Origin of the sequence: Marinomonas foliarum (assembly GCF_003337275.1) — a bacterium.
Taxonomy (GTDB): Bacteria; Pseudomonadota; Gammaproteobacteria; order Pseudomonadales; family Marinomonadaceae; genus Marinomonas; species Marinomonas foliarum.
The window spans coordinates 49,926-69,372 of record NZ_QPJQ01000011.1 but is presented as its reverse complement, the minus strand read 5'-3'; the positions used below and the strand labels follow the sequence as shown (position 1 = coordinate 69,372).

Genomic DNA, 19,447 nt, shown 5'->3' with positions numbered 1-19,447 from the left:
ATGGCTAATGGTTGATTACAGGTTTTCAACGTCGCTACATATTATGTTGGCGCTTGCATATAGGTCTCGTCGAAATCCAGAAAAGTTGGTGTCATCAAGTGACTTGGCTACTAGCACGAAAAGTAACCCCACACTGATTCGCCAGCTACTGGTTCCGCTGAATGAAGCAGGCTTAATCAAAACTTATAGGGGGAAGAGTGGAGGTGTGGCTCTAGCAAAAGATGCGAGAGATGTATCACTGAGGGAGATATACGAGGCTTCTTTCAGTTCAAAGCTCATGCTTAGTAGAGGAATGGGTTATGAAGGTTGCCCCATAGGCTCTAACATTCATTGCGTATTTGATCATGTCTTGGGAGAGATGGAAGGTGTGCTTATGAAGCATTTGGAAGGAAAAAACCTACTCGATCTATTGGAATCGTTTATCGAATGAGTCCTTTTAGAAAACAGCGCTGGTTTCCCGCTTTCGCGGGAATAGCAAAAATGACTGCTCCTTTTATTCCTTTACCACTAACTCCGAGCAGGTACTGGCGATAATCCCCAATCTTCTTCTTTTGGCTCTGTCGCTAAGACTCTTGGGTTTTCTGACCAGTGCATCAGGCTCATTTCCCCAGCAGTAGATTCTGTTAATGCTGTGCAATGTTCTACCCAATCGCCATCGTTGCAATAGAGAACATCGTCTTTAAGCTGAAAGGAGGCAAAGTGAATGTGGCCGCAGATGTAGCCGTCGACTTTGTGGTTTTTTGCGGATTTGATGGCGGCTGTTTCAAAGCGCTCAATAAACTCTTTTGCCTTGCTAATATGGCTTTTTAAATAGCCTGCCAGTGACCAATAAGGTAAGCCTATCAAGCGTCTCACGCCGTTGATCCATTGATTCAGCGACAACATGAGGCCGTGGGCTTTATCGCCTATGGCGAGCATGAGTGGGCTGATTTTTACCATTTGATCGAATTCATCGCCGTGGCTGACATAAAAGGTTCGGCCGTTGGCAGTTTTATGGCGAGCGTTGAGTTTTATCTCGATTCCAGAAAGCGTTTGTCCTGCAAACTGGCGAAAGAAGGCATCGTGATTACCGGGAATATAAATGACTTTTGTTCCTGACTTTGCCATCTCCAGTATGTGTTCTACGACACGGTGGTGAGCATCGACAAAGTAGGCCTTATGACGCATTTCTTGCAGGTCGATAATGTCACCGACTAAATACAAGGTATCGGTTTTAATCGATTGTAAAAAATCCAATAGGTGTATGGCTTGGCAAGATTTTGTACCGAGGTGTACATCAGAAATAAATACCGAACGAAATGTCGTCTGCATAAGCGCCTCCTAGACTGTCTATTCTTAAGGTAAAGCGCTTATGTGACAAACTTGTGAGGGCTTTGTGACAGTTCAATAAACCTTAATGCGCTGTATCAAGTAGATGAGTGTTTAGATACGGTTGCAGGTAGATATGATTGCCACCTTGTTGTTTGGCAAACTTTTTCGCTTGTGCCGCGAGCTCTGCTACTTGGTGATGATTGGTGCATTGTTTCGGATTGGGGTGAACCACACCAATAGCGAGGCTTAAAATGGGGTGGAAGAGCGTGTCGCCTTGGCGGTTTTTAGTCCAGACACCGCCGTCTTGTAAGGTGTCTTCGGTATAAAATTCGCGCACTTTTTGCCCAAAGATGTTTAATATGTTGTCACATTGCTGGCGCCAATCTTGATCACCAAAAATCACCACAAAATCATCGCCGCCAATGTGCCCGATAAAGTTGTTATCAGGATTTACTTGGTTTTTGATTAAAGAGCCAACCAGCTGAATCACTTCATCACCTATTGAATAGCCGAAGAAGTCATTAAAAGGTTTAAAGTCATTTAAGTCGAAATAGGCCACATAAAATTCTTCATTTGCTAATAAACGACGACTGACTTCTCGATGAATCGGAACGTTGCCAGGTAATAGCGTCAGAGGGTTTGAGTAAGTGGCATTTTGAATTTTTAGTTCGGTAATGCGTTTTAAGAGATCTCGAAGGTGGCCTGTGCCGATAAACTTGCCTTTTCTGACTACGATGATTTCATTATTCAGCGTATCGGCTTCTTGGTTGGTCATCAAAGTGGAAACACTGGATAAGCTGACATTGCTTTCAACAATCAATACATCATTGCTGAGTAAATTTGTGACGGGTTTGTGTTCGTATAAAGCGCGCCCATAAGGTGTAGAGAAAAGCTCGTGTAGCTGGTGGCGGCGCACTACTCCGACGGGTTCGTTGTCGCTGTTTACTACGGGGATCGCCACTAGGTCTTGTTGTTTTTTAAAATACTGAGACGCATCTTCTAATAAGCTGTTTTCGTGCAAGCTTGGTGTAGGACGACACAGTGTTTGTACTGTTTCTGAGTGGTCAACTTGAAATTGGGAGCGTCGTTGAGCTTGCTTTGCCAAATAAGGGTGAGTCGAAAACGCTGGGTGTTCTACTGGTCGACCAAGAAAATAACCTTGTCCTAGGGTGACACCTATTTCGATCAGTTGATCAAGTTCCTGCTGTGTTTCTATGCCTTCTGCAATGAGGGTGCAGTTGAGGCGCTGGGCAATGGTTAGAATAGAGCGAACAAACTCGCGTTTGATTTCGTCTTTGTCGATTCCTTGGATGAAATGTTTGTCGACTTTGACGATGTCTGGTTGTAGTTCAGACCAAAGCTGTAAGCCCGAATAGCCCACTCCAAGGTCATCAATGGCGACTTGAAATCCCATTTCACGGTAGTGATCAACACTGCTGCGTGGTAAGCCATTGTGGTCGTACGGATGCTGTTCAGAAAGCTCGATGACGATGTCTTTTTGATCCAGTCCCAGTTCGTTTAAAATCGCTAATGTCATGCCAGATTGGTGGTCGGGTGATCCTAATAACGATGCACTGACATTGAGAAATAAACGGCCTTTTAGATCTAGCTTGGCGAATTTCGATAGGGCTTTTTCACGGCATAGTAATTCTAATTTATGCAGCTTTCCTTCTTGTTGAGCGAGCGTAAAAAGAGGGTCTGGAGAGAATAAGATAGAGTTCATCGGACCGCGAGAAAGAGCTTCGTGCCCATAAATTTCGCCATTACTTAAATTATAAATAGGCTGGAAATAGGGCGTGATTAATCCATTGGTTAGGACTTTTTCAAGCAAAGTCATGTCGGCTGTTTGTCTCATTGTTCCTCTAATAGATCTTAGTCAGACAAGGGATGAGGAATTATTTTATGTCATATTTATGACGTTTTGATGACTGGAAAAGTTAGCGAAGCGTTGTGAGTGGGGATATGTTGGGTAATTTCTTAGGGAGAGGACCCCGTTACCGGATCGATTTATTATTCTTGCCTTTCGATCATCGGGAACATTGGGTTCTTTAACGTCGGTATCTATTTGCTTCTGCTACGGCTATTAACTTTCTCGTTTAATGAGTAATAACGGTGACAGATAGTTCAAATAAGCTCGACCAAAAAGTGGATAGTGCTTAGTGCTGTGGTGCAGATTTCAATGTACGGCTAGAAGCTAGGTTAGCAAAGAATGCTTTTAGGTTTACTACGGCACTTTTCATTGCTGAAGATAGGTATGCGCGACGTAATTCATACGCTTTTTCTACATAGTAATCAGCATCAAGGTTACCGAAAGCATCATATTTAAGATCGTTATTCATAGAGATTCTCCTAAAAAGTTAAGTCATTTTCGACACTTGTTATTTTAGGATCTGACCAATCATTCAGCAAACGATCAATTTTCAGCTAATAGATTAGATAAATTCATCATATGACGGGCTGGTTGGTCAGTGCTCTGAATTTACCTGGAGGCATGCCTATGGAGCGCTTAAAAAAACGAGAGAAGTAACCGGGGTCTTTGAAACCTAAGTCGTAGCTTATTTCTTCTACTGAACGAGCGGTATAAATAAGGCTACGTTTGGCTTCTAACAATACTCGTCCATGAATTAAGTCGAGTACACTTTGGTTGAAGGCGGTTTTGCTGAGTCTATTCAAACGGCTGGTGGATGTGCCCAAGACGTCGGCATATTGATGGCTATTCCAGTGCTCTCGGTAGTGTTTCTCTATTAACTCTTTGAGTTGATGTGCCTGGCTGGTTTCTGTTTTGTTGGTAATGCTATGCTCGCTATTCACTTGTTGTCGATGAAGCATTAGTAGAATCGCTCTGATTAAATACTCACTCATAAGAGCGCGACCTTCGCGTATATAAGAGGACTCGCTTTCCAACTGTTGTATCAATGGCCAAAGCTCCGCAAACATACTGCGTTGGCCATTGAAGTCGATATAGCTGGCTTTGCTTAGTAGTGGTTGGATATATTTGGCGGCTTTTTCTTTGTAAGCGTCTTCTAGTAGCGGTTCGGCAATGGTGATGACGCGTCCATCTGTATCTGGTGCAAAGCGAAAACCATGGACAACACCGGCAGGAACAATAATCGCCCATGCACCTTGCAGCTTTTGCTGCTGCTCATCGAGCTGAACTTTCACTTCCCCCGATTTTACAATCAGAATTTGAAATAGTTGCGCATGTCGATGCGGATTGATTTTCCAGCCTAAATCACCGCTGCGGGATTCTATGTCTTCTATATGGAAAAATTCAGAGTCATCAATCCAACTGGACTCACCATAAAGCCCAAAGTGAGGAATGTCGGTTTTTTGTTTTTGCATTTTTTTCTTCTTATTTAAAAGTGACATAAATGTACTTTCAGAGAGAGTTTTTACTTTTCTGCAAAAAGTACAAAAAAATAGCTATTTATCGATATTTATAGGGTAAAAGGCTAAAAAAGTCACTTATATTTGAGTTGATGATGTCTTTCTAGAAAAATAATCTTGATCAAAAAGTACAATTTTTTGAATAAATATCACCTAACGTCTTATGTGTTTATCTTCCATTATGGTTGTCATAAAGAGGTTTATCACTGAATCGACATCGAAAATAACAATAATTGGAGAGAGACATGAAAACGCAAGTTGCCATTATTGGTGCTGGTCCATCTGGTCTACTACTGGGTCAACTATTAGCAAAGCAGGGCATTGATAATGTCATTATCGAGCGAGTCTCTGGGGAATATATTTTAGGTCGAATTCGTGCCGGTGTACTTGAACAAGGTATGACGGATTTGCTCCGTGAAGCCGGCGTTGGTGAACGTATGGATCGTGAAGGCCAAGTGCATCATGGTGTGGAACTGGCGTTTAACAACAAACGCGTGCAGATTGAATTGGAAAAACTCACTGGTGGCAGCACCGTGATGGTTTATGGGCAAACCGAAGTGACCCGAGACTTGATGGACGCACGTGAAAAAACGGGTTTAACCACTTATTACGAATCCAGCAATGTGGTTTTGCATGATGTGAAAAGCGACGCGCCTTATGTGACCTTTGAGCAGAACGGTGAACAACACAGATTAGACTGTGATTACATCGCTGGCTGTGATGGCTTCCACGGCGTGTCTCGTCAAACTATCCCTGAGTCGTCCCGAAAAGAGTTCGAGCGTGTTTATCCGTTCGGTTGGCTAGGTGTGTTGTCTGATACGCCACCGGTTAACGACGAATTGATCTACTGTAAAACGGATCGTGGTTTTGCCATGACCAGCATGCGTTCAGCAACTCGCTCTCGTTATTACCTTCAGGTACCTCTTACTGACAAAGTAGAAAACTGGAGCGATGATGATTTCTGGACAGAGCTAAAGCGCCGTCTGCCTGACGACGTAGCCGCTAAGTTAGTGACTGGACCCAGTATTGAGAAAAGCATTGCGCCGTTGCGCTCTTTTGTGTGTGAGCCAATGCAATACGGCAATTTGTTTCTAGTTGGTGATGCGGCCCATATTGTTCCTCCAACTGGCGCTAAAGGTTTGAATCTAGCGGCTTCTGACGTGGCGACCTTGTATAAAGTGATGACGCGTGTTTATAAAGAAGGCGACAAAGAATGCATTTCTCAATATTCCGATATTTGTTTGCGTCGTGTTTGGCATGGGGAGCGTTTTTCATGGTGGATGACCAGCATGCTGCATGATTTTGGACAGGGTGATGTACAGGATACTGATGCTGCAACTCATGAAAAGTTCATGAGTTCTGAACTGAGTTTTTACACGGACAATGAAGAAGGGCGCCGTATTATTGCTATGCAATATGTCGGTTTGCCTTATGAAGATCTTGCTTAACGGATAACGGCGAGTTTGTGATAAAAAAATAGCGGTAATCTAATTAGATACCGCTATTTTCATTTGTTAGAGCCTAGTGATGCTAATGAGCTTAGCATTTTAGCCGCAGCACTTTTTGTATTTCTTGCTGCTTCCACATGGGCAAGGGTCATTGCGTTGTGGTGCTTTTTCAGCGATTTGTGGAGTTGGTTTATTAAGCACCATATCCAAAGGCGTAATATCTTCGGCCACTTCGCTGTTAATCGTAATTTCTGCGATCAAGTCGTTAGCGATCAAGATGGCATTTATTTCGCTCTCACGCTCAGGCGTTTGAACTTGTAAAATGAGCGGGTTCTCTTCGCTACCAGGTTTTACTTTAGGCTTAGGCTGATAATTGCCTAGGTTATGCTTACCCATGATATCGGGTCTACCACGATAAAAGAATTTTGACACTGGTGTTCCTAATGGTACGTGCAGCCACTCACAGCGAGTGGCTAATGCGGCGCAGTCTAACAGAATTTAGAGCACATAGCGTATATCTTTCATGACGGTGGAAGGCGTTAATCCAAGCGAGTTAACCAAGTAAACATGGCCTCTACAGCTTGCTTTGACCAGTTGTAAGACGCTTGCTCTTTGGCTTTGCCCTGATTTTTCGCGATGCCTCTAGAGCTGACAGTCCAAGATGCCAAGCGTGAACCCGATGGGTCGATAAGTTCTAGAGTTCCGTCTTCAAAAGCATAAAAGCGTCCATCTTGTTCTTCCGTATGTAGCACGGTTTTGCTATTTAGTTTGAAAAGCGAGCCGCTTTTGGGTGTTAGGCCAAAATGCGAGAGTGCACTGGCTAATTGGTCGGCTTGTCTTGTCGAAGACACATCAAATCCATAATGGCTTAGAGCGAGATTAAGCCGCTTTTCTATCGCTTGGATATCCGAGGCGGCTTTACCGGCGCTTGTATTCTCAACGGAGTACATTGTTAGCTCATCTACGTAGGATTTGCGTTGGGCAAAATACGGAATAAGCTGCATATAGGTTTGCCAATCCTGCGGTGCAGGATATTGGTCGTCGGCCTTGCTTAACAATGCGGCTTCTTTGCGAATCGTTGAGTCTGTGTCGTTGATAGCTATTATGAGTTTGGCAACAATGCGTCTGCGGTCAATGGATTGCATGGCATAGACGTAGTTTTCACCTGCAAAGCGTTTCTCGTTCTTGGTTTGTTCTAACTCAATGGGGGATGTGGTGACTTGAGTATAGGCGGTTTGTGTTTTTGAAACTTGCTCTCCGCCTTGTCCAGATCGAACTTGCGTGTCTTGAGTATTAATCTGACTGACTTGGGTTCGCAGCTGCTGGGCGATTTGAGCATTGCCGTTTTGCTCTGCCTGATTAAAAGCGAGAGCAATGTTTTCAATACGTGGCGCGCTGCCAACACCGTATAAATGGGTATTATCACGAGGTGGCGACAACACCCAGTCTGGTATGGTCTCTGGTGCTTGCTCGGGCTCGGTCATTAAACCTGTACAGCCAGTTAGACTGAATAATAGACCCGTTACCATTATCCAGTTATACGATGTTGGTAAAGCGGAGAGTTTCATAGTTAGAAAAAGCCTTTGTCTGCCAATTTTTTGATTTTCTTCTGACCATTCCAAACTTCTCGGTTTGTCGTCATATCAATCAATTTAAGGTCAACTTGGTAGAAGCTTACACGTTGGTCGCCATTAGAGTCCACAATGGAGTTAATGGTACCTGATAGGGCAAAGCCAGCGCCTTGTTCTAAACCGAACTTGGCGACAGTGTCCGGTGCTGCGTTTAATTCTTGCTCTTCGCGTTCGCTGCGTACCTCATCGCGTTCAGCTCCGGATACAACAAAATCGACTTTGCCGGCACGTAACAAGCTGCGTTTGATATCATTGATGAAGGTATCAACAGGAATGTGTTCAGAGGTTTTGTTACGGATGGTTTGAACAATAACTGTTGGGTTGCCTTTATTGCTGAAGTTATAGTTACGGAACCATGGGAATGTCAGCATATCGTTCATCATTTCTTCCGCGACAAGGCGAGAGTCTGTGTCATTCCAGCGGTCAGACAGCATCACATCTTCATTGGTATCAAGACGTTTTACACTGCCAGAACAGGCTGTCAGTAATACAGTCATGGAGAGAGCGATAAGCGCTTTCCATGATAGAGAAATTAGATTCGGCTGTTTAAGAGTTCCGATGCGCATAATATTTTCCTTACGTCCGTTTTAGCCTGATGCCAAGCCGTTAGTATAATCAATTTAATAGAGTCTAATAGGGGTTGCGAAGATTCCAAAGTTTAATTTCATTGGCTTCTAAGCTGACCCCACCGAGAGAGAATGTATTTTTATCCACTTTGTATTCTGGGTTGTAGTTGCCGGGTGGCAGAGGCTCACGGGTTAGTCTGACTTGCGCAGGCAGTGTGAGCCAATTCCGTGTGTCTGCTGCTGATGAGGCAAACACGGCGACTTGGCCAATTAGGTTTAAAATCAAAGCGACATTTTGGTCCTGAACACTTGATGACGCATGATAGGCTAACCAACTGCGTAGTAATTCTCTTACTAGGCCTTCATAAATATCTCGTTGAGCTTGAGCTAGTTGCTCTTGAAAGGCTATGTCGGCTAGCGATGTCATTCGTAATGCGCTTTTAAAAGGCGCGATGGATGACGTATTTACTTGTAGCGTTGGCTGATGCTGATCCAGTGTAAAGCGTTGATAATAGGGGACTGTGACACGAATGGTTTGCTCCGTGAGCAATCGGTCTACGTTGATATCCTGCAGTTGCCGCCAAACAGGCCGACCAAGTATAACTCGCTTGGTAAAGACACCTGAAAAAGTTCCCCATGCTCCTCCTGCTTTGTAATTGGCGATTAGGTTTAGTGGGTTAATGTCAGCATACACCATGGTAAACCAACGAAATGAGTCATTTGCAGTTTGGCTACCGCCACCGTGAAGTGGTTCAAGTACCAATGAATAGGCTTGAGGGTCTGCGTACAGCAATAGGGTCATTTCGCTTTTATCGGGAATAAAGCCTTGATGCTCTAAAACCACTAATTCTGCGTCGCCTTTGCTGTATTGCTTGAGGGTTTCTTGCATGTCTGCAGACAGTTTGGTGTCTATTTTTTGTTGAACTTCACTTTGACTGAAACCGCCTTTTTGCATCATACGAATCGCATCTAGCCAAGCTCGATCTGCGGTTGTGCTAGGCAAAGCATATTGCATGGCATAACCGTCTTCATACAGGTTAGCGGCTTTTTCATAGCTGATACGTGCATCATCGAATGCGCCATCGATTTCGTATTGCAGCCCAGCTAAGTAACGAGCCCAAGCATCATCACGATAGAGGAATTTATCGGTGTCACGTCCGCCAGTGTAAAAATCACCTAACCAGTTTAATGCCTTCATGTAAAAGGCTTGGTTTTCTTTGGTATTAAGGTCTTGATAACTTGGGGTTTGGGCGCGGATTTCATTAAGTTTGATGTCAATGCGTCGTACTTCTACTAAGGCTGCATCATTGAGTTGGCGCTTTTTAGCGCTATTTTTTTCTTGCTCAGCCAGAGCTAGGTAGTTCAAAGATTTAAGATAGCTGATGTAAACGCGTTCTAGCCCGCTGCCGCGATAGTCGCTTTGTCTTGGGTTGCTGAGCAGAGCCCAGGAGCGATTCGAAAAATTATCAGGAAAGAAGGTATCGCTTAATCGCTCTGCTTTTTCTAGTAATGTATTGCTGCGTTCGTAATTTCCCTGGTTTTGTGCAAGAGCACCAATTTCCATGTAATACAGTAGTGAGTCCTGCTTGTTGGATAGTACGTCTTCTAGTTGCTCCTCCGCTTCTTTCCATTCGCCAGCTTTGGCCAAACTTAAGCCTGCTTCAATATCTTGCTGGTAGGTAGCACAGCCACTCAACACGCTCACACTAAGCCACAGAAGGAGCAACCTCACCTTACATTCCCTTTTCAAAAAACTGGTTAACGACAAGAATGCCAAACAAAGCAAAGCAACCGAGATAGAGAATTAACCAGCGAGCTCTGAGACAATTTGGACAAGGCTTTTTTTTCTTCTTCATCACAGCTTCCATATTACGGAGGATATTTATGTCTTCTATTATGCAATAAAAAAAGGAAGCGAATAGCCTCCTTTTTTATAACCTTAAACTGTGTGTTTCAACCAATACAGATTATTGTGTTGTTTCAGTTTCAGCTTGTTGATTTTGTAGGCTTTCAACATAAAGCGCATCGAAATTAATTGGTGCAAGCATGATGGCTGGGAAGCTGCCTTTAACCACAATAGCATCGATGTTTTCACGAGCGTATGGGAACAAAGTTGCTGGACAGAAAGCACCCAATGCGTGGTGCAATTGCTGATCATCAAGACCAGAAATAACAAACAAACCGCCTTGCTGAATTTGTACTAAATAGCCAGTGTTGCCGCTGTTTTTCACGGTTACAGTGATTTCCAAAACGACTTCGTAGACATTTTCGCCTACTTGGCGGCTTTTAGTATTTAACTCCAAGCCTACTTCTGGTTTCCATTCTTCTTGGAAAATCATTGGTGAGCGTGGAGATTCAAAAGAAATGTCTTTTAGAAATACGCGTTGCATGGAAAGTTGTGGTGCTTGCGCTTCTTGTGTTGTTGCTTCTGGTGTTTCCGCTGTATCGGACATATTGGTTCCCTTTTTCTATGATTTTTATGTTTTTGTGTTGCGATGGTTAGTGTTAGTACGTTTATTCACTCTGTGCAGGCGAATAATTGGCGTTCTTACTTTTATGCAAGTAAGGCATCCAACTTTTGCTCGCGCTCAAGAGCGTACAGATCGTCACATCCACCAATGTGTTGTTCACCAATCCAAATTTGTGGGACGGTGTGACGACCACTTTTTTCCATCATTTCTTGTCTTAATTCACGCTCTCCGTCAACGCGGATTTCGTTAAAAGCAATATTCTTTGCTGATAACAATTGTTTTGCTCTAACGCAAAACGGGCAGTAATCACTCGAATAGATAGTTACGGTGGTCATAATAGTTACTCTTACCCTTTAACCAGTGGCAGGTTAGATGATTGCCATTCTGCAATGCCACCTTGAAGTTTATATACTTTGCTAAAGCCTGATTTTTTAAGGTCTTTTGCGCTTGCGCCGGACGTTACACCAGATTTGCAAACTATGATGATGGGGGCATCTTTGTGTTTCTCAAGACGGCTTAGGTTCTCTTTCATCTTAGTAGCTGGAATATTCATTGCGCCAGTGATATAGCCTGTGCTGAATTCTTTAGCCGGACGAATGTCAACAATGACAGCATCTTCATTGTTCATTAGGTTCGTTGCAGCAGAAGGTGTTAGCCCCTGAGCGCCGCCTTTGCTTTCAACAAAAAGTAAAGTGGCAAGAATCGCAAAAAAGACTGCGACCATTTCCCAGTGGTTCATAGAAAATTCGATAAGTTGGTTAATCATAATAGTAGGCTCATATTTAAACTGCGAGCATTATACACGGCCTGATGGATCGGTACAGGCTCTCAAGAACTACTTTTGCTTGTCACATTACATAAAGGTTTTTATCACACAAAGATGACAAAGATATGATGCTACAAGGTTTAAAACGCAAAAACGAGCCACTGGGGCTCGTTATGTGATGAGTTTTTTTCAGTCCGTTACTTGGTGCTGGTTGAGTCAAAGATTTTGTCTGCGTTGCCTTCGATAAAGCTATCAAACAGCACGCCGTTTGGCATGGTGTGACGACGAGCGAACTCATAAAAGCAGCTAGGGATGGTTTTCTGTTGGCCATCAGTAAAGGTGTATTCGACTTTGTCGGCCATGGTGGAAGATTGCTCCAAGAAGGAATCAGGTGTGCCTTTTACTAAGCCACCCACTTGGTTTAATGCGTAACCTTCGTTTAACAATAGAGTATTTACATCTTCAATCGTAGGGAATTTCTGCAAGTGATTAATGCTGACAGTGAAATGGTTAGCTTGTAATCCCATGGTCGATAACCATGCAGCGTATTCACTGTGCTCCGCTAGCGTGAGATATTCGGCTTCTGTTGGTGTATCCCATAGCTTTCCAGCCCAAAAAATAGCCGGGGATTGCACTGCATCACTCGGAATTTGTGCGATAAATTTAGCAATGATGTCTTGGCATTCTGCAGGAAGCTCTTCAACCAGTAACTCAGATAGGAACACTTTCGGAGAATCCGCATCGGCTCTGTGCTTATAACAGCGGGCTTTTAAGTGTTTATTCTCGAAAGTAAAAGCACCATAGGCAACATAGCCTAGGGCTTCCAGTTGAGGCTCTAACTTCTCTAATGACACAGGTGAATTATTGAACGTACGAAAAGCAACGTGGTCGTTAAGGACGTTTTCACCGTAGCTTTGGAACAGTTGTTGAATGCGCTGCGCTTGGGGCGTGACGTCTGTGTAATGATCCCATAAGGATGCGAAGAAATCGGCGGGCTTCATGGAATGCTCCTGAATTGTGAGTTTGGAAAGAGGTAATATATATCGAATAAGACTTACTCTAATCCACGACTTACAAGAAATGCAAAAGGTAAAAATGCACCTTGTTATGCATAAAAGTTATGCGAGACGATTTTCTGGCGCGCTCTTGTTTACTAACAATTGCTGTTTTGCCGCCAAAATTGTGTTGATAAGATGAGCTGGAAAACTACGCTCTTTTTTATGAGCTAAGCCTACCACGCGTTTTAATTTTACGTCGTTTAATGGTCGTAAACACAGGTCGCTACGCCCCCGTGATGAATGCTCGGGGATTAGCGAAATTCCTAAACCTGCAGCCACTAGGTCCAACGCATATTCTTCCGTTTTTACTTGAGCACGAACATCGGTAGTGAGCTCCTGTTTTTGCATCAAGTAGTTCCAAGATTCCAAAATGTCACATGGTGTGCGAGATATGAACGGTTGTTTGTCTATTTGTTTAATGGATAACGAAGGGAAATCCGCTAACCAATGATCCAGTGGCATGGCGATTACATAGTCATCTTCCCAAAGGGGATAAAACACATCTTCTTCGTTAGTGTAGCGCTGACAAGTAAAGCGCAGGTCCGCACTTTCTGATTCATCGACTAACTTTAACGTCAGTCCATGGACTTCATCGAGCATGGTTTTAATAACCTGACTGATTAAGGCACCCGACAAAAAAGGCGTTAAAGAAATAGAGAGAGCGAGTGGTACAGGTGTGTCGGTAAATAAGCTGCGCATCGCACTAAGATCACTGACCATTTTGCAGGCGTGAGGGTAAAGCTGTGAGCCGCTGTCGGTTGGTGATACGCCTTTGGAATGGCGAACAAAGAGTTTTGTATCTAGATCATCTTCTAATTGCGACACCGTGGTTGATATGGACGGTTGTGCCACAAAACAACGCTTAGCAGCGGCACTTAGGCTGCGCTCTTCGTAAACAGCAATAAAATAACGTAATGATCGGATGTCCATCGTTATGCTCTTTTGTGAATGGCCTTTGAGTTCTCTATCAATATACCTATAGAGCAATTCTCATGCTATAGGAAAAAACTAGACCACTGGCAGGAAAACGGTATTTCTTATTTATGATTTGGCTGGTTATGGTGTTGATAGTTAGAAATTAATACATACATAAATTTTAGAGGTTTATATGTCACTTACTTGCTTAGAAACACTGGGTGTAAATACGTTAAAACAAGGGGACACTTTTTACAGCGTATTAACAGGTAATACGCTTGCTTTGGGTGAAGGCAGCACTTTTTCAGCTCACAGTCCAATTGATGGCAAAGCATTGTCTACCTTTAACAACGCAACACCAGCACAGTTAGATAAAGTAAATGCTGAACTAAAAGACGCCTTTAAAGTATTGCGTACCATTCCTGCGCCACGTCGCGGTGAATTGGTTCGTCGAATTGGAGACGAAGCGCGTAAGTACAAACATGAGTTAGCACAAGTGATCTCTTTGGAAGCCGGAAAAATCGTCCCTGAAGCCTTGGGTGAAGTGCAAGAATGGATCGACGTGTGTGATTTCGCGGTCGGTCAATCACGTATGTTGCATGGTTTGTCTATTGTGTCTGAACGTCCTGGTCACCGTATGATGGAGCAGTGGCAGCCACTTGGCCCTGTTGCCGTTATTACTGCGTTTAATTTCCCTATGGCCGTTTGGGCGTGGAATGCCATGCTGGGTCTGGTGTGTGGTGATCCAATCCTACTAAAGCCTTCTGAAAAAGCGCCCTTGTGTGCCTTGGCTATGTACCAAATCGCACAAAACGTCATTGCCGATATGCCGGATATCCCGAAAGCGGCAGTGTCTGTAATGATTGGTGATCGTGATCTTGGTGAAGCGATTGCTGCGAACGAGATATTCCCATTGGTGTCTGCAACAGGATCAACTGCGATGGGTCGAGCTGTGGCGAAAACAGTCGCGGGTCGTTTAGGTCGTTCTTTGTTAGAGCTAGGTGGTAATAACGCCATGATAGTGTCTGATTCCGCGGATTTGGATCTTGCCCTACGTGCGATTGTTTTCTCTGCAGCGGGCACAGCTGGTCAGCGTTGTACAACATTACGTCGTTTGATTACCCATGAATCTATCGTTGATGGCTTGGTTGAGCGTTTGGCGAAATCGTACGGTTCGCTTCGCGTCGGTAGCCCAATCGTTGAGGGTAATCTGGTCGGGCCGTTAATTGATGAAGGCAGCTTCAACCGCATGCAAGCGGCCCTAGAAACCGCTAAGAAACAAGGCGGCGAAGTTGTCTTCGGTGGCGAACGTGTCACTGAAGGTGTTCCTGCTGGTGGTTTCTATGTGCGTCCAGCGATTGTTCGTATTGCTCACGATGCGCCAATCGTACATGAAGAAACCTTCGCGCCTATCATGTATGTTTTGACTTACAAGACGTTTGACGAAGCGATTGAAATCCAAAATGAAGTGCCACAAGGCCTATCTTCCGCAGTGTTTACAGAAAGCATGCGTGAAGCAGAAATGTTTATGTCACCAGCGGGTTCTGACTGTGGTATCGCCAACGTTAATATCGGTACGTCTGGCGCTGAAATTGGTGGTGCGTTTGGTGGTGAGAAGGAAACGGGCGGCGGTCGTGAATCTGGTTCTGATGCATGGAGAAACTACATGCGTCGCACCACAAACACAGTGAACTACGGTGGTGATTTGCCGTTGGCTCAAGGGATCGTCTTTGAGTAAGGATGTTCTTTTGCGGAGTGTTCTTTAGGCAAGCGCTTTTTTAGGTCAGTTACAGGCGAGGCGTTCTCGCCTGTTTAGGTTTTGGCTAACAGTTTGGCCAATGTCTTTAATGGGGTCGTCTTATGTCAGAAAAAGTCTGCAATTCGTTATGGCGAGCAAGCTCTCCAGATGCGCCAGTATTAACGCCTCTTGAAGGGCGCGTGGATGTCGAAGTAGTGATCGTCGGTGCGGGCTTTACAGGTCTTTCTGCCGCGTTGCATCTGGCTAAATTTGGTGTTTCCGTTGCTGTGGTTGAAGCGCAAGAGGTTGGCTTTGGCGGCTCGGGTCGAAATGTTGGCTTGGCGAACGCCGGTGTTTGGCTAGAACCAGATCAGCTGGATCAGGCTATTGGCGCAGAAGCGGGCAATGTTATGTACGAGGCATTGGCAGCGGCACCTGATTTTGTTTACAGCCTAATTAAAGAATACGACATTCAATGCGAACCTGTGCGTAACGGAACCTTGCACGCAGGCGTGGGGAAAAACGGTTTGGCGCAATTACAACGTCGTTATGAACAAATGAAAAAACGCGGAGCGCCCGTTCAGTTGTTGGATGCCGTAGAAGCCCAAGCTCGCATTGGTTCTGGCAAATTCAATTCTGCCTTGTTTGACCCAAGAGCTGGAACGATTCAGCCATTGGCTTACGCTCGTGGCCTTGCCCATGCGGCGTTAAAAGAAGGCGCTAAGCTTTTTGATCAGTCGCCCGTTAGCAAAATTGAACCTGCTGAAAATGGCTGGGTTTTGCACACGGAAAAAGGTCAGGTAAATGCTGAAAAAGTGATTCTCGCGACGAATGCGTACAGCGAATTCGGAGTGAAAGAACAAGCACGTAAATTTGTGCCTATATTTTATTCCCAGTTGGCAACTAAGCCTTTAAGCGACGTGCAATTGGCCTTTGTGTTACCTAACAAAGAAGGCGTTTGGGATACCTGTACTGTAATGAGTTCTTTCCGTTTGGATCAGCAAGGCCGTTTAGTGTTTGGTGGTATGGGTGGTGAGGGTGGTGTTCATTCAAACTGGGCGACCCAGCGGATATCTGAATTGTTCCCTATTCTAAGCAAAGTGGAATGGGACTATTGCTGGACAGGAAAAATCGCTTACAGCGAAGACCATTTGCCCCATTGCCAGCAGCTACAAAAAGGCTTGTTTAGTGTGGCAGGCTACAGCGGTCGAGGTATTGGGCCAGGAACTGTTGTTGGCGCTGAGTTGGCAGAGTGGCTGTCGGGTCGAAGAGAAAGCTTGTCTATACCAACAACATTACTGCGAGATATCTCGTTTCGAGAGCTGAAGCGCCTGTTTTATGAAGTAGGTGCTCATACTTATCATCTTGGGCAACAGTCTCACGCTTTGGATTAGAATGATTACTGCGCTCGCTACATCATGTAAATGTTACGGTTAGTTTGGCACTGGCATAAGTTTACTGCGAATAACTTTTACACTAAAACGCATCTTTATGGTGCGTTTTTTATTTTTCCGGTTGGGAATCAGTGTGATATAGGATAGAGTTATTCTCTTCTTGTTTTTATTTTCAATTTTTGTCTTTTAATTTACGTGAATGAGCAACGTCTAGATGCGCCGTTATATTCCATCGTCAACCGCGTTAAAATGCTTCGAAGCCTCTGTCAGACACTTAAGTTTTACTAAGGCGGCGGAAGAGTTGCACCTGACTCAGAGTGCGGTCAGTCGACAAATTCGTAACCTTGAAGAATTCTTGTCGCGAGATTTATTTATTCGTCTCAATAAGCGTTTGGTATTAACAGGAACGGGCGCGGCTTATTACAAAGAAGTGGTGCCCTTGCTTGATGGCATGGAAAACGCTTGTTTACGTATGCTGCATAGAGAAGATGAAAAAACCACACTGACTATATCGGCTTTGCCTACCTTAGCTTCTTATTGGCTGATGCCGCTTCTGGCAGAGTTTCAAACGGCCCATCCACAATTTCAAATTAAAGTTCGCTCACTAGATGACGCTGCAAAAATAGATCCTGAAAGCATTGATATCATTTTGCATTATGGTGGCGATCATTGGCCGAGAGCGATCTCCCATCAGTTGATGAAGGAAAAAGTGATTGCTGTCTGTTCTGCTGAACTATTAGCAAGAATGGGAGATAAAACTATGGATGCATGGAAAGTTGAAGACGTGACACTATTTCCATTTTTGCATTTATCGTCTCGCATTAATGCTTGGCCAGATTGGATGGTTTCCCAAGGGTTGGAAAGTGGTTCTTTCGCTGGTGCTTCTTTTGCGCATTTTCATATGTTGCTTGAAGCGGCTAAAAACAGTATGGGAATTGCCATTATGCCAAGTGTGCTGGCCGAACGTAGCCTGAAAAATGGCGAGCTGGTGGCACCATTCGGTGATGCTGTTTCTACGCCCCATGAATATCTTTTGTCTTATCCAGCGGACAAGGCCGATCTTGAGCAAGTCGTGGTTTTTCGAGACTGGTTATTAGCTAAGCGAAATCAGTCTTAGTTTATCATTAGTGAAATTAATAGTCTGAATAGTTGTGCTGCTCTGTAATTAAATTACAAGCCTGTGGTAGTATCGAGGCATAGTCATGAGCCATTTACGGGATAGATTAACATGAACAAAAAAACTACAGCTCTCTTTATTCTTGATGGATGGGGATACAGCGAAACGTCCAAATCCAATGCCATTGCTGCTGCGAATACGCCTAACTGGGACGCACTTTGGAATAATCAGCCACATACTCTTATTAAAACATCTGGCCTTGCGGTGGGTTTACCCGAAGGTCAAATGGGTAATTCTGAAGTTGGGCACATGAATTTAGGTGCTGGCCGCGTGGTTTATCAAAACTTTACTCGTATCGGTAAAGCCATTGAAGATGGTTCTTTTTTTGAAAATGCAGCCCTTGTAAATGCGGTTGATAAAGCAGTTGGTGCTGGCAAAGCGGTTCATATTTTAGGTTTGTTGTCTGATGGTGGTGTTCACAGTCACCATGAGCAAATTATGGCGATGTGCGAACTAGCGGCCAAGCGCGGTGCAAAAGCAGTTTACGTTCATGGTTTCACCGATGGCCGTGATACGCCACCACGTTCTGCTAAAACGCCAGCGGCTGAGCTAGACGCTAAACTGGCAAAGCTAGGCGTTGGTAAAATTGCTACCTTAACGGGTCGTTATTATGCAATGGACCGCGATAATCGTTGGGATCGAGTGCAGACGGCATACGATGCCATTGTTTTAGGTAAAGGCGAGTTTCAAGCGGATACGGCGGAAGCGGCTATTCAAGCGGCTTATGAACGTGACGAAAATGACGAGTTTGTAAAAGCGACTATTGTGGGCGAATCTGCACCTGTGCAAGATGGCGATGCGATTATCTTCGCAAACTTTCGTCCAGACCGTGCTCGTCAGTTAACTCGTGCGTTCACCGAAGCTGACTTTGATGGTTTCACTCGCGCTGTTTATCCAAAACTAGCGTCTTTTGTTACCTTCACTGAGTTTGCCTCAACTATCAAAGCCGACGTGGCATTTCCTCCCGTTGCCTTGACTAATACCTTGGGTGAAGTCTTGGCGAAGAACGATAAGAAACAATTGCGTATAGCTGAAACCGAAAAATACGCTCACGTTACGTTTTTCTTTAATGGTGGCGAAGAAGCTTTATTTGATGGCGAAGAGCGCGAATTGATTCCTTCTCCGAATGTTGCCACTTACGATTTAAAACCAGAAATGAGTGCGCCAGAAGTTACCGATAAGCTGGTGGAAGTCATCGAAGCGGGTAAATACGACACTATCATCTGTAACTTTGCCAACGGTGACATGGTTGGTCACAGTGGTATTTTTGAAGCCGCAGTAAAAGCCGTTGAAGCGGTTGATGCTTGTCTAGGTCGTATAATTGAAGCTTTGAAAGTGAACGGTGGTCAGTGTTTGATTACTGCTGACCACGGTAACGTGGAGCAGATGTTAAGCGATGATGGTGCTCAGCCGTTGACCTCTCATACTATTGGTCCTGTACCGCTGGTTTTGTTCTCTCCTACTCAAGGGTTAGGCATTAAAGAAGGGGCATTGTGTGACCTTGCGCCTACTTTGCTCGATATGATGGGAATGGAAAAGCCAGCAGAGATGACAGGTGTCAGCTTGCTGACACGGGATTGAGGCA

19 protein-coding genes are annotated in these 19,447 nt (G+C 44.4%); 6 read left to right on the top strand and 13 right to left on the bottom strand.

Annotated elements, in window-relative coordinates:
• The first annotated feature begins 7 nt into the window (after positions 1 to 7).
• Positions 8 to 430 carry an RrF2 family transcriptional regulator gene (locus tag DFP77_RS07945; RefSeq protein WP_114411751.1) on the top strand — a complete coding sequence of 141 codons (423 nt, stop codon included), beginning with the start codon at positions 8 to 10 and terminating at the stop codon, positions 428 to 430.
• Positions 431 to 507: 77 nt separating this feature from the next.
• On the opposite strand, the gene DFP77_RS07940 is transcribed toward DFP77_RS07945, so the two are convergent.
• The 4 genes from DFP77_RS07940 to DFP77_RS07925 all read right to left on the bottom strand — a co-directional run bounded on the left by DFP77_RS07940 (position 508) and on the right by DFP77_RS07925 (position 4,653).
• Positions 508 to 1,311 carry a UDP-2,3-diacylglucosamine diphosphatase gene (locus DFP77_RS07940; protein WP_114411750.1) on the bottom strand — a complete coding sequence of 268 codons (804 nt, stop codon included), beginning with the start codon at positions 1,309 to 1,311 and terminating at the stop codon, positions 508 to 510.
• An 82-nt stretch (positions 1,312 to 1,393) separates the two neighbouring features.
• Entirely contained in the window at positions 1,394 to 3,166 is a 1,773-nt protein-coding gene (locus tag DFP77_RS07935; RefSeq protein ID WP_114411749.1) for a GGDEF domain-containing protein, read from the bottom strand.
• Positions 3,167 to 3,467: 301 nt separating this feature from the next.
• Positions 3,468 to 3,650, bottom strand: a complete 183-nt coding sequence (locus DFP77_RS07930) for an RSP_7527 family protein (protein ID WP_114411748.1) — start codon at positions 3,648 to 3,650, stop codon at positions 3,468 to 3,470.
• Between the two features lie 106 nt (positions 3,651 to 3,756).
• Positions 3,757 to 4,653 carry a helix-turn-helix domain-containing protein gene (locus DFP77_RS07925; RefSeq protein ID WP_114411747.1) on the bottom strand — a complete coding sequence of 299 codons (897 nt, stop codon included), beginning with the start codon at positions 4,651 to 4,653 and terminating at the stop codon, positions 3,757 to 3,759.
• A gap of 290 nt (positions 4,654 to 4,943) precedes the next feature.
• Here DFP77_RS07925 and pobA point away from each other — a divergent pair, with 290 nt between their 5' ends.
• The gene (gene pobA / locus DFP77_RS07920; RefSeq protein ID WP_114411746.1) at positions 4,944 to 6,146 is read left to right on the top strand and encodes a 4-hydroxybenzoate 3-monooxygenase; all 1,203 of its coding nucleotides are present in this window, start codon (positions 4,944 to 4,946) and stop codon (positions 6,144 to 6,146) included.
• Between the two features lie 99 nt (positions 6,147 to 6,245).
• On the opposite strand, the gene DFP77_RS07915 is transcribed toward pobA, so the two are convergent.
• The 9 genes from DFP77_RS07915 to DFP77_RS07875 form a co-directional block, all read right to left on the bottom strand.
• The gene (locus DFP77_RS07915; protein WP_114411745.1) at positions 6,246 to 6,578 is read right to left on the bottom strand and encodes a PBPRA1643 family SWIM/SEC-C metal-binding motif protein; all 333 of its coding nucleotides are present in this window, start codon (positions 6,576 to 6,578) and stop codon (positions 6,246 to 6,248) included.
• A gap of 107 nt (positions 6,579 to 6,685) precedes the next feature.
• A complete protein-coding gene (locus tag DFP77_RS07910) occupies positions 6,686 to 7,714 on the bottom strand; it encodes an LPP20 family lipoprotein (protein ID WP_114411744.1) in 1,029 nt (342 codons plus the stop codon).
• Positions 7,715 to 7,716: 2 nt separating this feature from the next.
• Complete coding sequence (locus tag DFP77_RS07905) at positions 7,717 to 8,343, bottom strand: penicillin-binding protein activator LpoB (RefSeq protein WP_205116078.1); 627 nt, start codon at positions 8,341 to 8,343, stop codon at positions 7,717 to 7,719.
• A gap of 64 nt (positions 8,344 to 8,407) precedes the next feature.
• Positions 8,408 to 10,075 carry a COG3014 family protein gene (locus DFP77_RS07900; RefSeq protein WP_114411743.1) on the bottom strand — a complete coding sequence of 556 codons (1,668 nt, stop codon included), beginning with the start codon at positions 10,073 to 10,075 and terminating at the stop codon, positions 8,408 to 8,410.
• Positions 10,076 to 10,310: 235 nt separating this feature from the next.
• Complete coding sequence (gene secB / locus DFP77_RS07895) at positions 10,311 to 10,796, bottom strand: protein-export chaperone SecB (protein WP_114411742.1); 486 nt, start codon at positions 10,794 to 10,796, stop codon at positions 10,311 to 10,313.
• 101 nt (positions 10,797 to 10,897) lie between these two features.
• On the bottom strand, positions 10,898 to 11,149 hold the full coding sequence (gene grxC, locus DFP77_RS07890; protein ID WP_114411741.1) for a glutaredoxin 3: 252 nt from the start codon (positions 11,147 to 11,149) through the stop codon (positions 10,898 to 10,900).
• An 11-nt stretch (positions 11,150 to 11,160) separates the two neighbouring features.
• Positions 11,161 to 11,580 carry a rhodanese-like domain-containing protein gene (locus DFP77_RS07885; RefSeq protein ID WP_114411740.1) on the bottom strand — a complete coding sequence of 140 codons (420 nt, stop codon included), beginning with the start codon at positions 11,578 to 11,580 and terminating at the stop codon, positions 11,161 to 11,163.
• Between the two features lie 197 nt (positions 11,581 to 11,777).
• Positions 11,778 to 12,581, bottom strand: a complete 804-nt coding sequence (locus DFP77_RS07880) for a DUF1338 domain-containing protein (RefSeq protein WP_114411739.1) — start codon at positions 12,579 to 12,581, stop codon at positions 11,778 to 11,780.
• A gap of 117 nt (positions 12,582 to 12,698) precedes the next feature.
• Positions 12,699 to 13,568 carry a LysR family transcriptional regulator gene (locus tag DFP77_RS07875; RefSeq protein ID WP_114411738.1) on the bottom strand — a complete coding sequence of 290 codons (870 nt, stop codon included), beginning with the start codon at positions 13,566 to 13,568 and terminating at the stop codon, positions 12,699 to 12,701.
• 178 nt (positions 13,569 to 13,746) lie between these two features.
• Here DFP77_RS07875 and amaB point away from each other — a divergent pair, with 178 nt between their 5' ends.
• From amaB to gpmI, 4 genes are all read left to right on the top strand, one after another.
• Entirely contained in the window at positions 13,747 to 15,291 is a 1,545-nt protein-coding gene (amaB, locus tag DFP77_RS07870) for an L-piperidine-6-carboxylate dehydrogenase (RefSeq protein ID WP_114411737.1), read from the top strand.
• A gap of 122 nt (positions 15,292 to 15,413) precedes the next feature.
• Positions 15,414 to 16,685: an NAD(P)/FAD-dependent oxidoreductase gene (locus tag DFP77_RS07865; protein ID WP_114411736.1), complete on the top strand. Its 1,272-nt coding sequence runs from the start codon at positions 15,414 to 15,416 to the stop codon at positions 16,683 to 16,685.
• Between the two features lie 214 nt (positions 16,686 to 16,899).
• Entirely contained in the window at positions 16,900 to 17,802 is a 903-nt protein-coding gene (locus tag DFP77_RS07860; RefSeq protein ID WP_114411735.1) for a LysR substrate-binding domain-containing protein, read from the top strand.
• A 111-nt stretch (positions 17,803 to 17,913) separates the two neighbouring features.
• Positions 17,914 to 19,443, top strand: coding sequence for a 2,3-bisphosphoglycerate-independent phosphoglycerate mutase (gene gpmI / locus DFP77_RS07855; protein ID WP_114411734.1), 1,530 nt, complete (start codon positions 17,914 to 17,916; stop codon positions 19,441 to 19,443).
• The last annotated feature ends 4 nt before the right edge of the window (positions 19,444 to 19,447 follow it).

What these genes read in the sequence shown, in the direction of transcription:
- DFP77_RS07945 (WP_114411751.1), top strand. Translation starts at nt 8, where the DNA reads ATGGTTGATTACAGGTTTTCAACGTCGCTACATATTATGTTGGCGCTT.
- DFP77_RS07940 (WP_114411750.1), bottom strand. Translation starts at nt 1,311, where the DNA reads ATGCAGACGACATTTCGTTCGGTATTTATTTCTGATGTACACCTCGGT.
- DFP77_RS07935 (WP_114411749.1), bottom strand. Translation starts at nt 3,166, where the DNA reads ATGAGACAAACAGCCGACATGACTTTGCTTGAAAAAGTCCTAACCAAT.
- DFP77_RS07930 (WP_114411748.1), bottom strand. Translation starts at nt 3,650, where the DNA reads ATGAATAACGATCTTAAATATGATGCTTTCGGTAACCTTGATGCTGAT.
- DFP77_RS07925 (WP_114411747.1), bottom strand. Translation starts at nt 4,653, where the DNA reads ATGCAAAAACAAAAAACCGACATTCCTCACTTTGGGCTTTATGGTGAG.
- pobA (WP_114411746.1), top strand. Translation starts at nt 4,944, where the DNA reads ATGAAAACGCAAGTTGCCATTATTGGTGCTGGTCCATCTGGTCTACTA.
- DFP77_RS07910 (WP_114411744.1), bottom strand. Translation starts at nt 7,714, where the DNA reads ATGAAACTCTCCGCTTTACCAACATCGTATAACTGGATAATGGTAACG.
- DFP77_RS07905 (WP_205116078.1), bottom strand. Translation starts at nt 8,343, where the DNA reads ATGCGCATCGGAACTCTTAAACAGCCGAATCTAATTTCTCTATCATGG.
- secB (WP_114411742.1), bottom strand. Translation starts at nt 10,796, where the DNA reads ATGTCCGATACAGCGGAAACACCAGAAGCAACAACACAAGAAGCGCAA.
- grxC (WP_114411741.1), bottom strand. Translation starts at nt 11,149, where the DNA reads ATGACCACCGTAACTATCTATTCGAGTGATTACTGCCCGTTTTGCGTT.
- DFP77_RS07885 (WP_114411740.1), bottom strand. Translation starts at nt 11,580, where the DNA reads ATGATTAACCAACTTATCGAATTTTCTATGAACCACTGGGAAATGGTC.
- DFP77_RS07880 (WP_114411739.1), bottom strand. Translation starts at nt 12,581, where the DNA reads ATGAAGCCCGCCGATTTCTTCGCATCCTTATGGGATCATTACACAGAC.
- DFP77_RS07875 (WP_114411738.1), bottom strand. Translation starts at nt 13,568, where the DNA reads ATGGACATCCGATCATTACGTTATTTTATTGCTGTTTACGAAGAGCGC.
- amaB (WP_114411737.1), top strand. Translation starts at nt 13,747, where the DNA reads ATGTCACTTACTTGCTTAGAAACACTGGGTGTAAATACGTTAAAACAA.
- DFP77_RS07865 (WP_114411736.1), top strand. Translation starts at nt 15,414, where the DNA reads ATGTCAGAAAAAGTCTGCAATTCGTTATGGCGAGCAAGCTCTCCAGAT.
- DFP77_RS07860 (WP_114411735.1), top strand. Translation starts at nt 16,900, where the DNA reads ATGCGCCGTTATATTCCATCGTCAACCGCGTTAAAATGCTTCGAAGCC.
- gpmI (WP_114411734.1), top strand. Translation starts at nt 17,914, where the DNA reads ATGAACAAAAAAACTACAGCTCTCTTTATTCTTGATGGATGGGGATAC.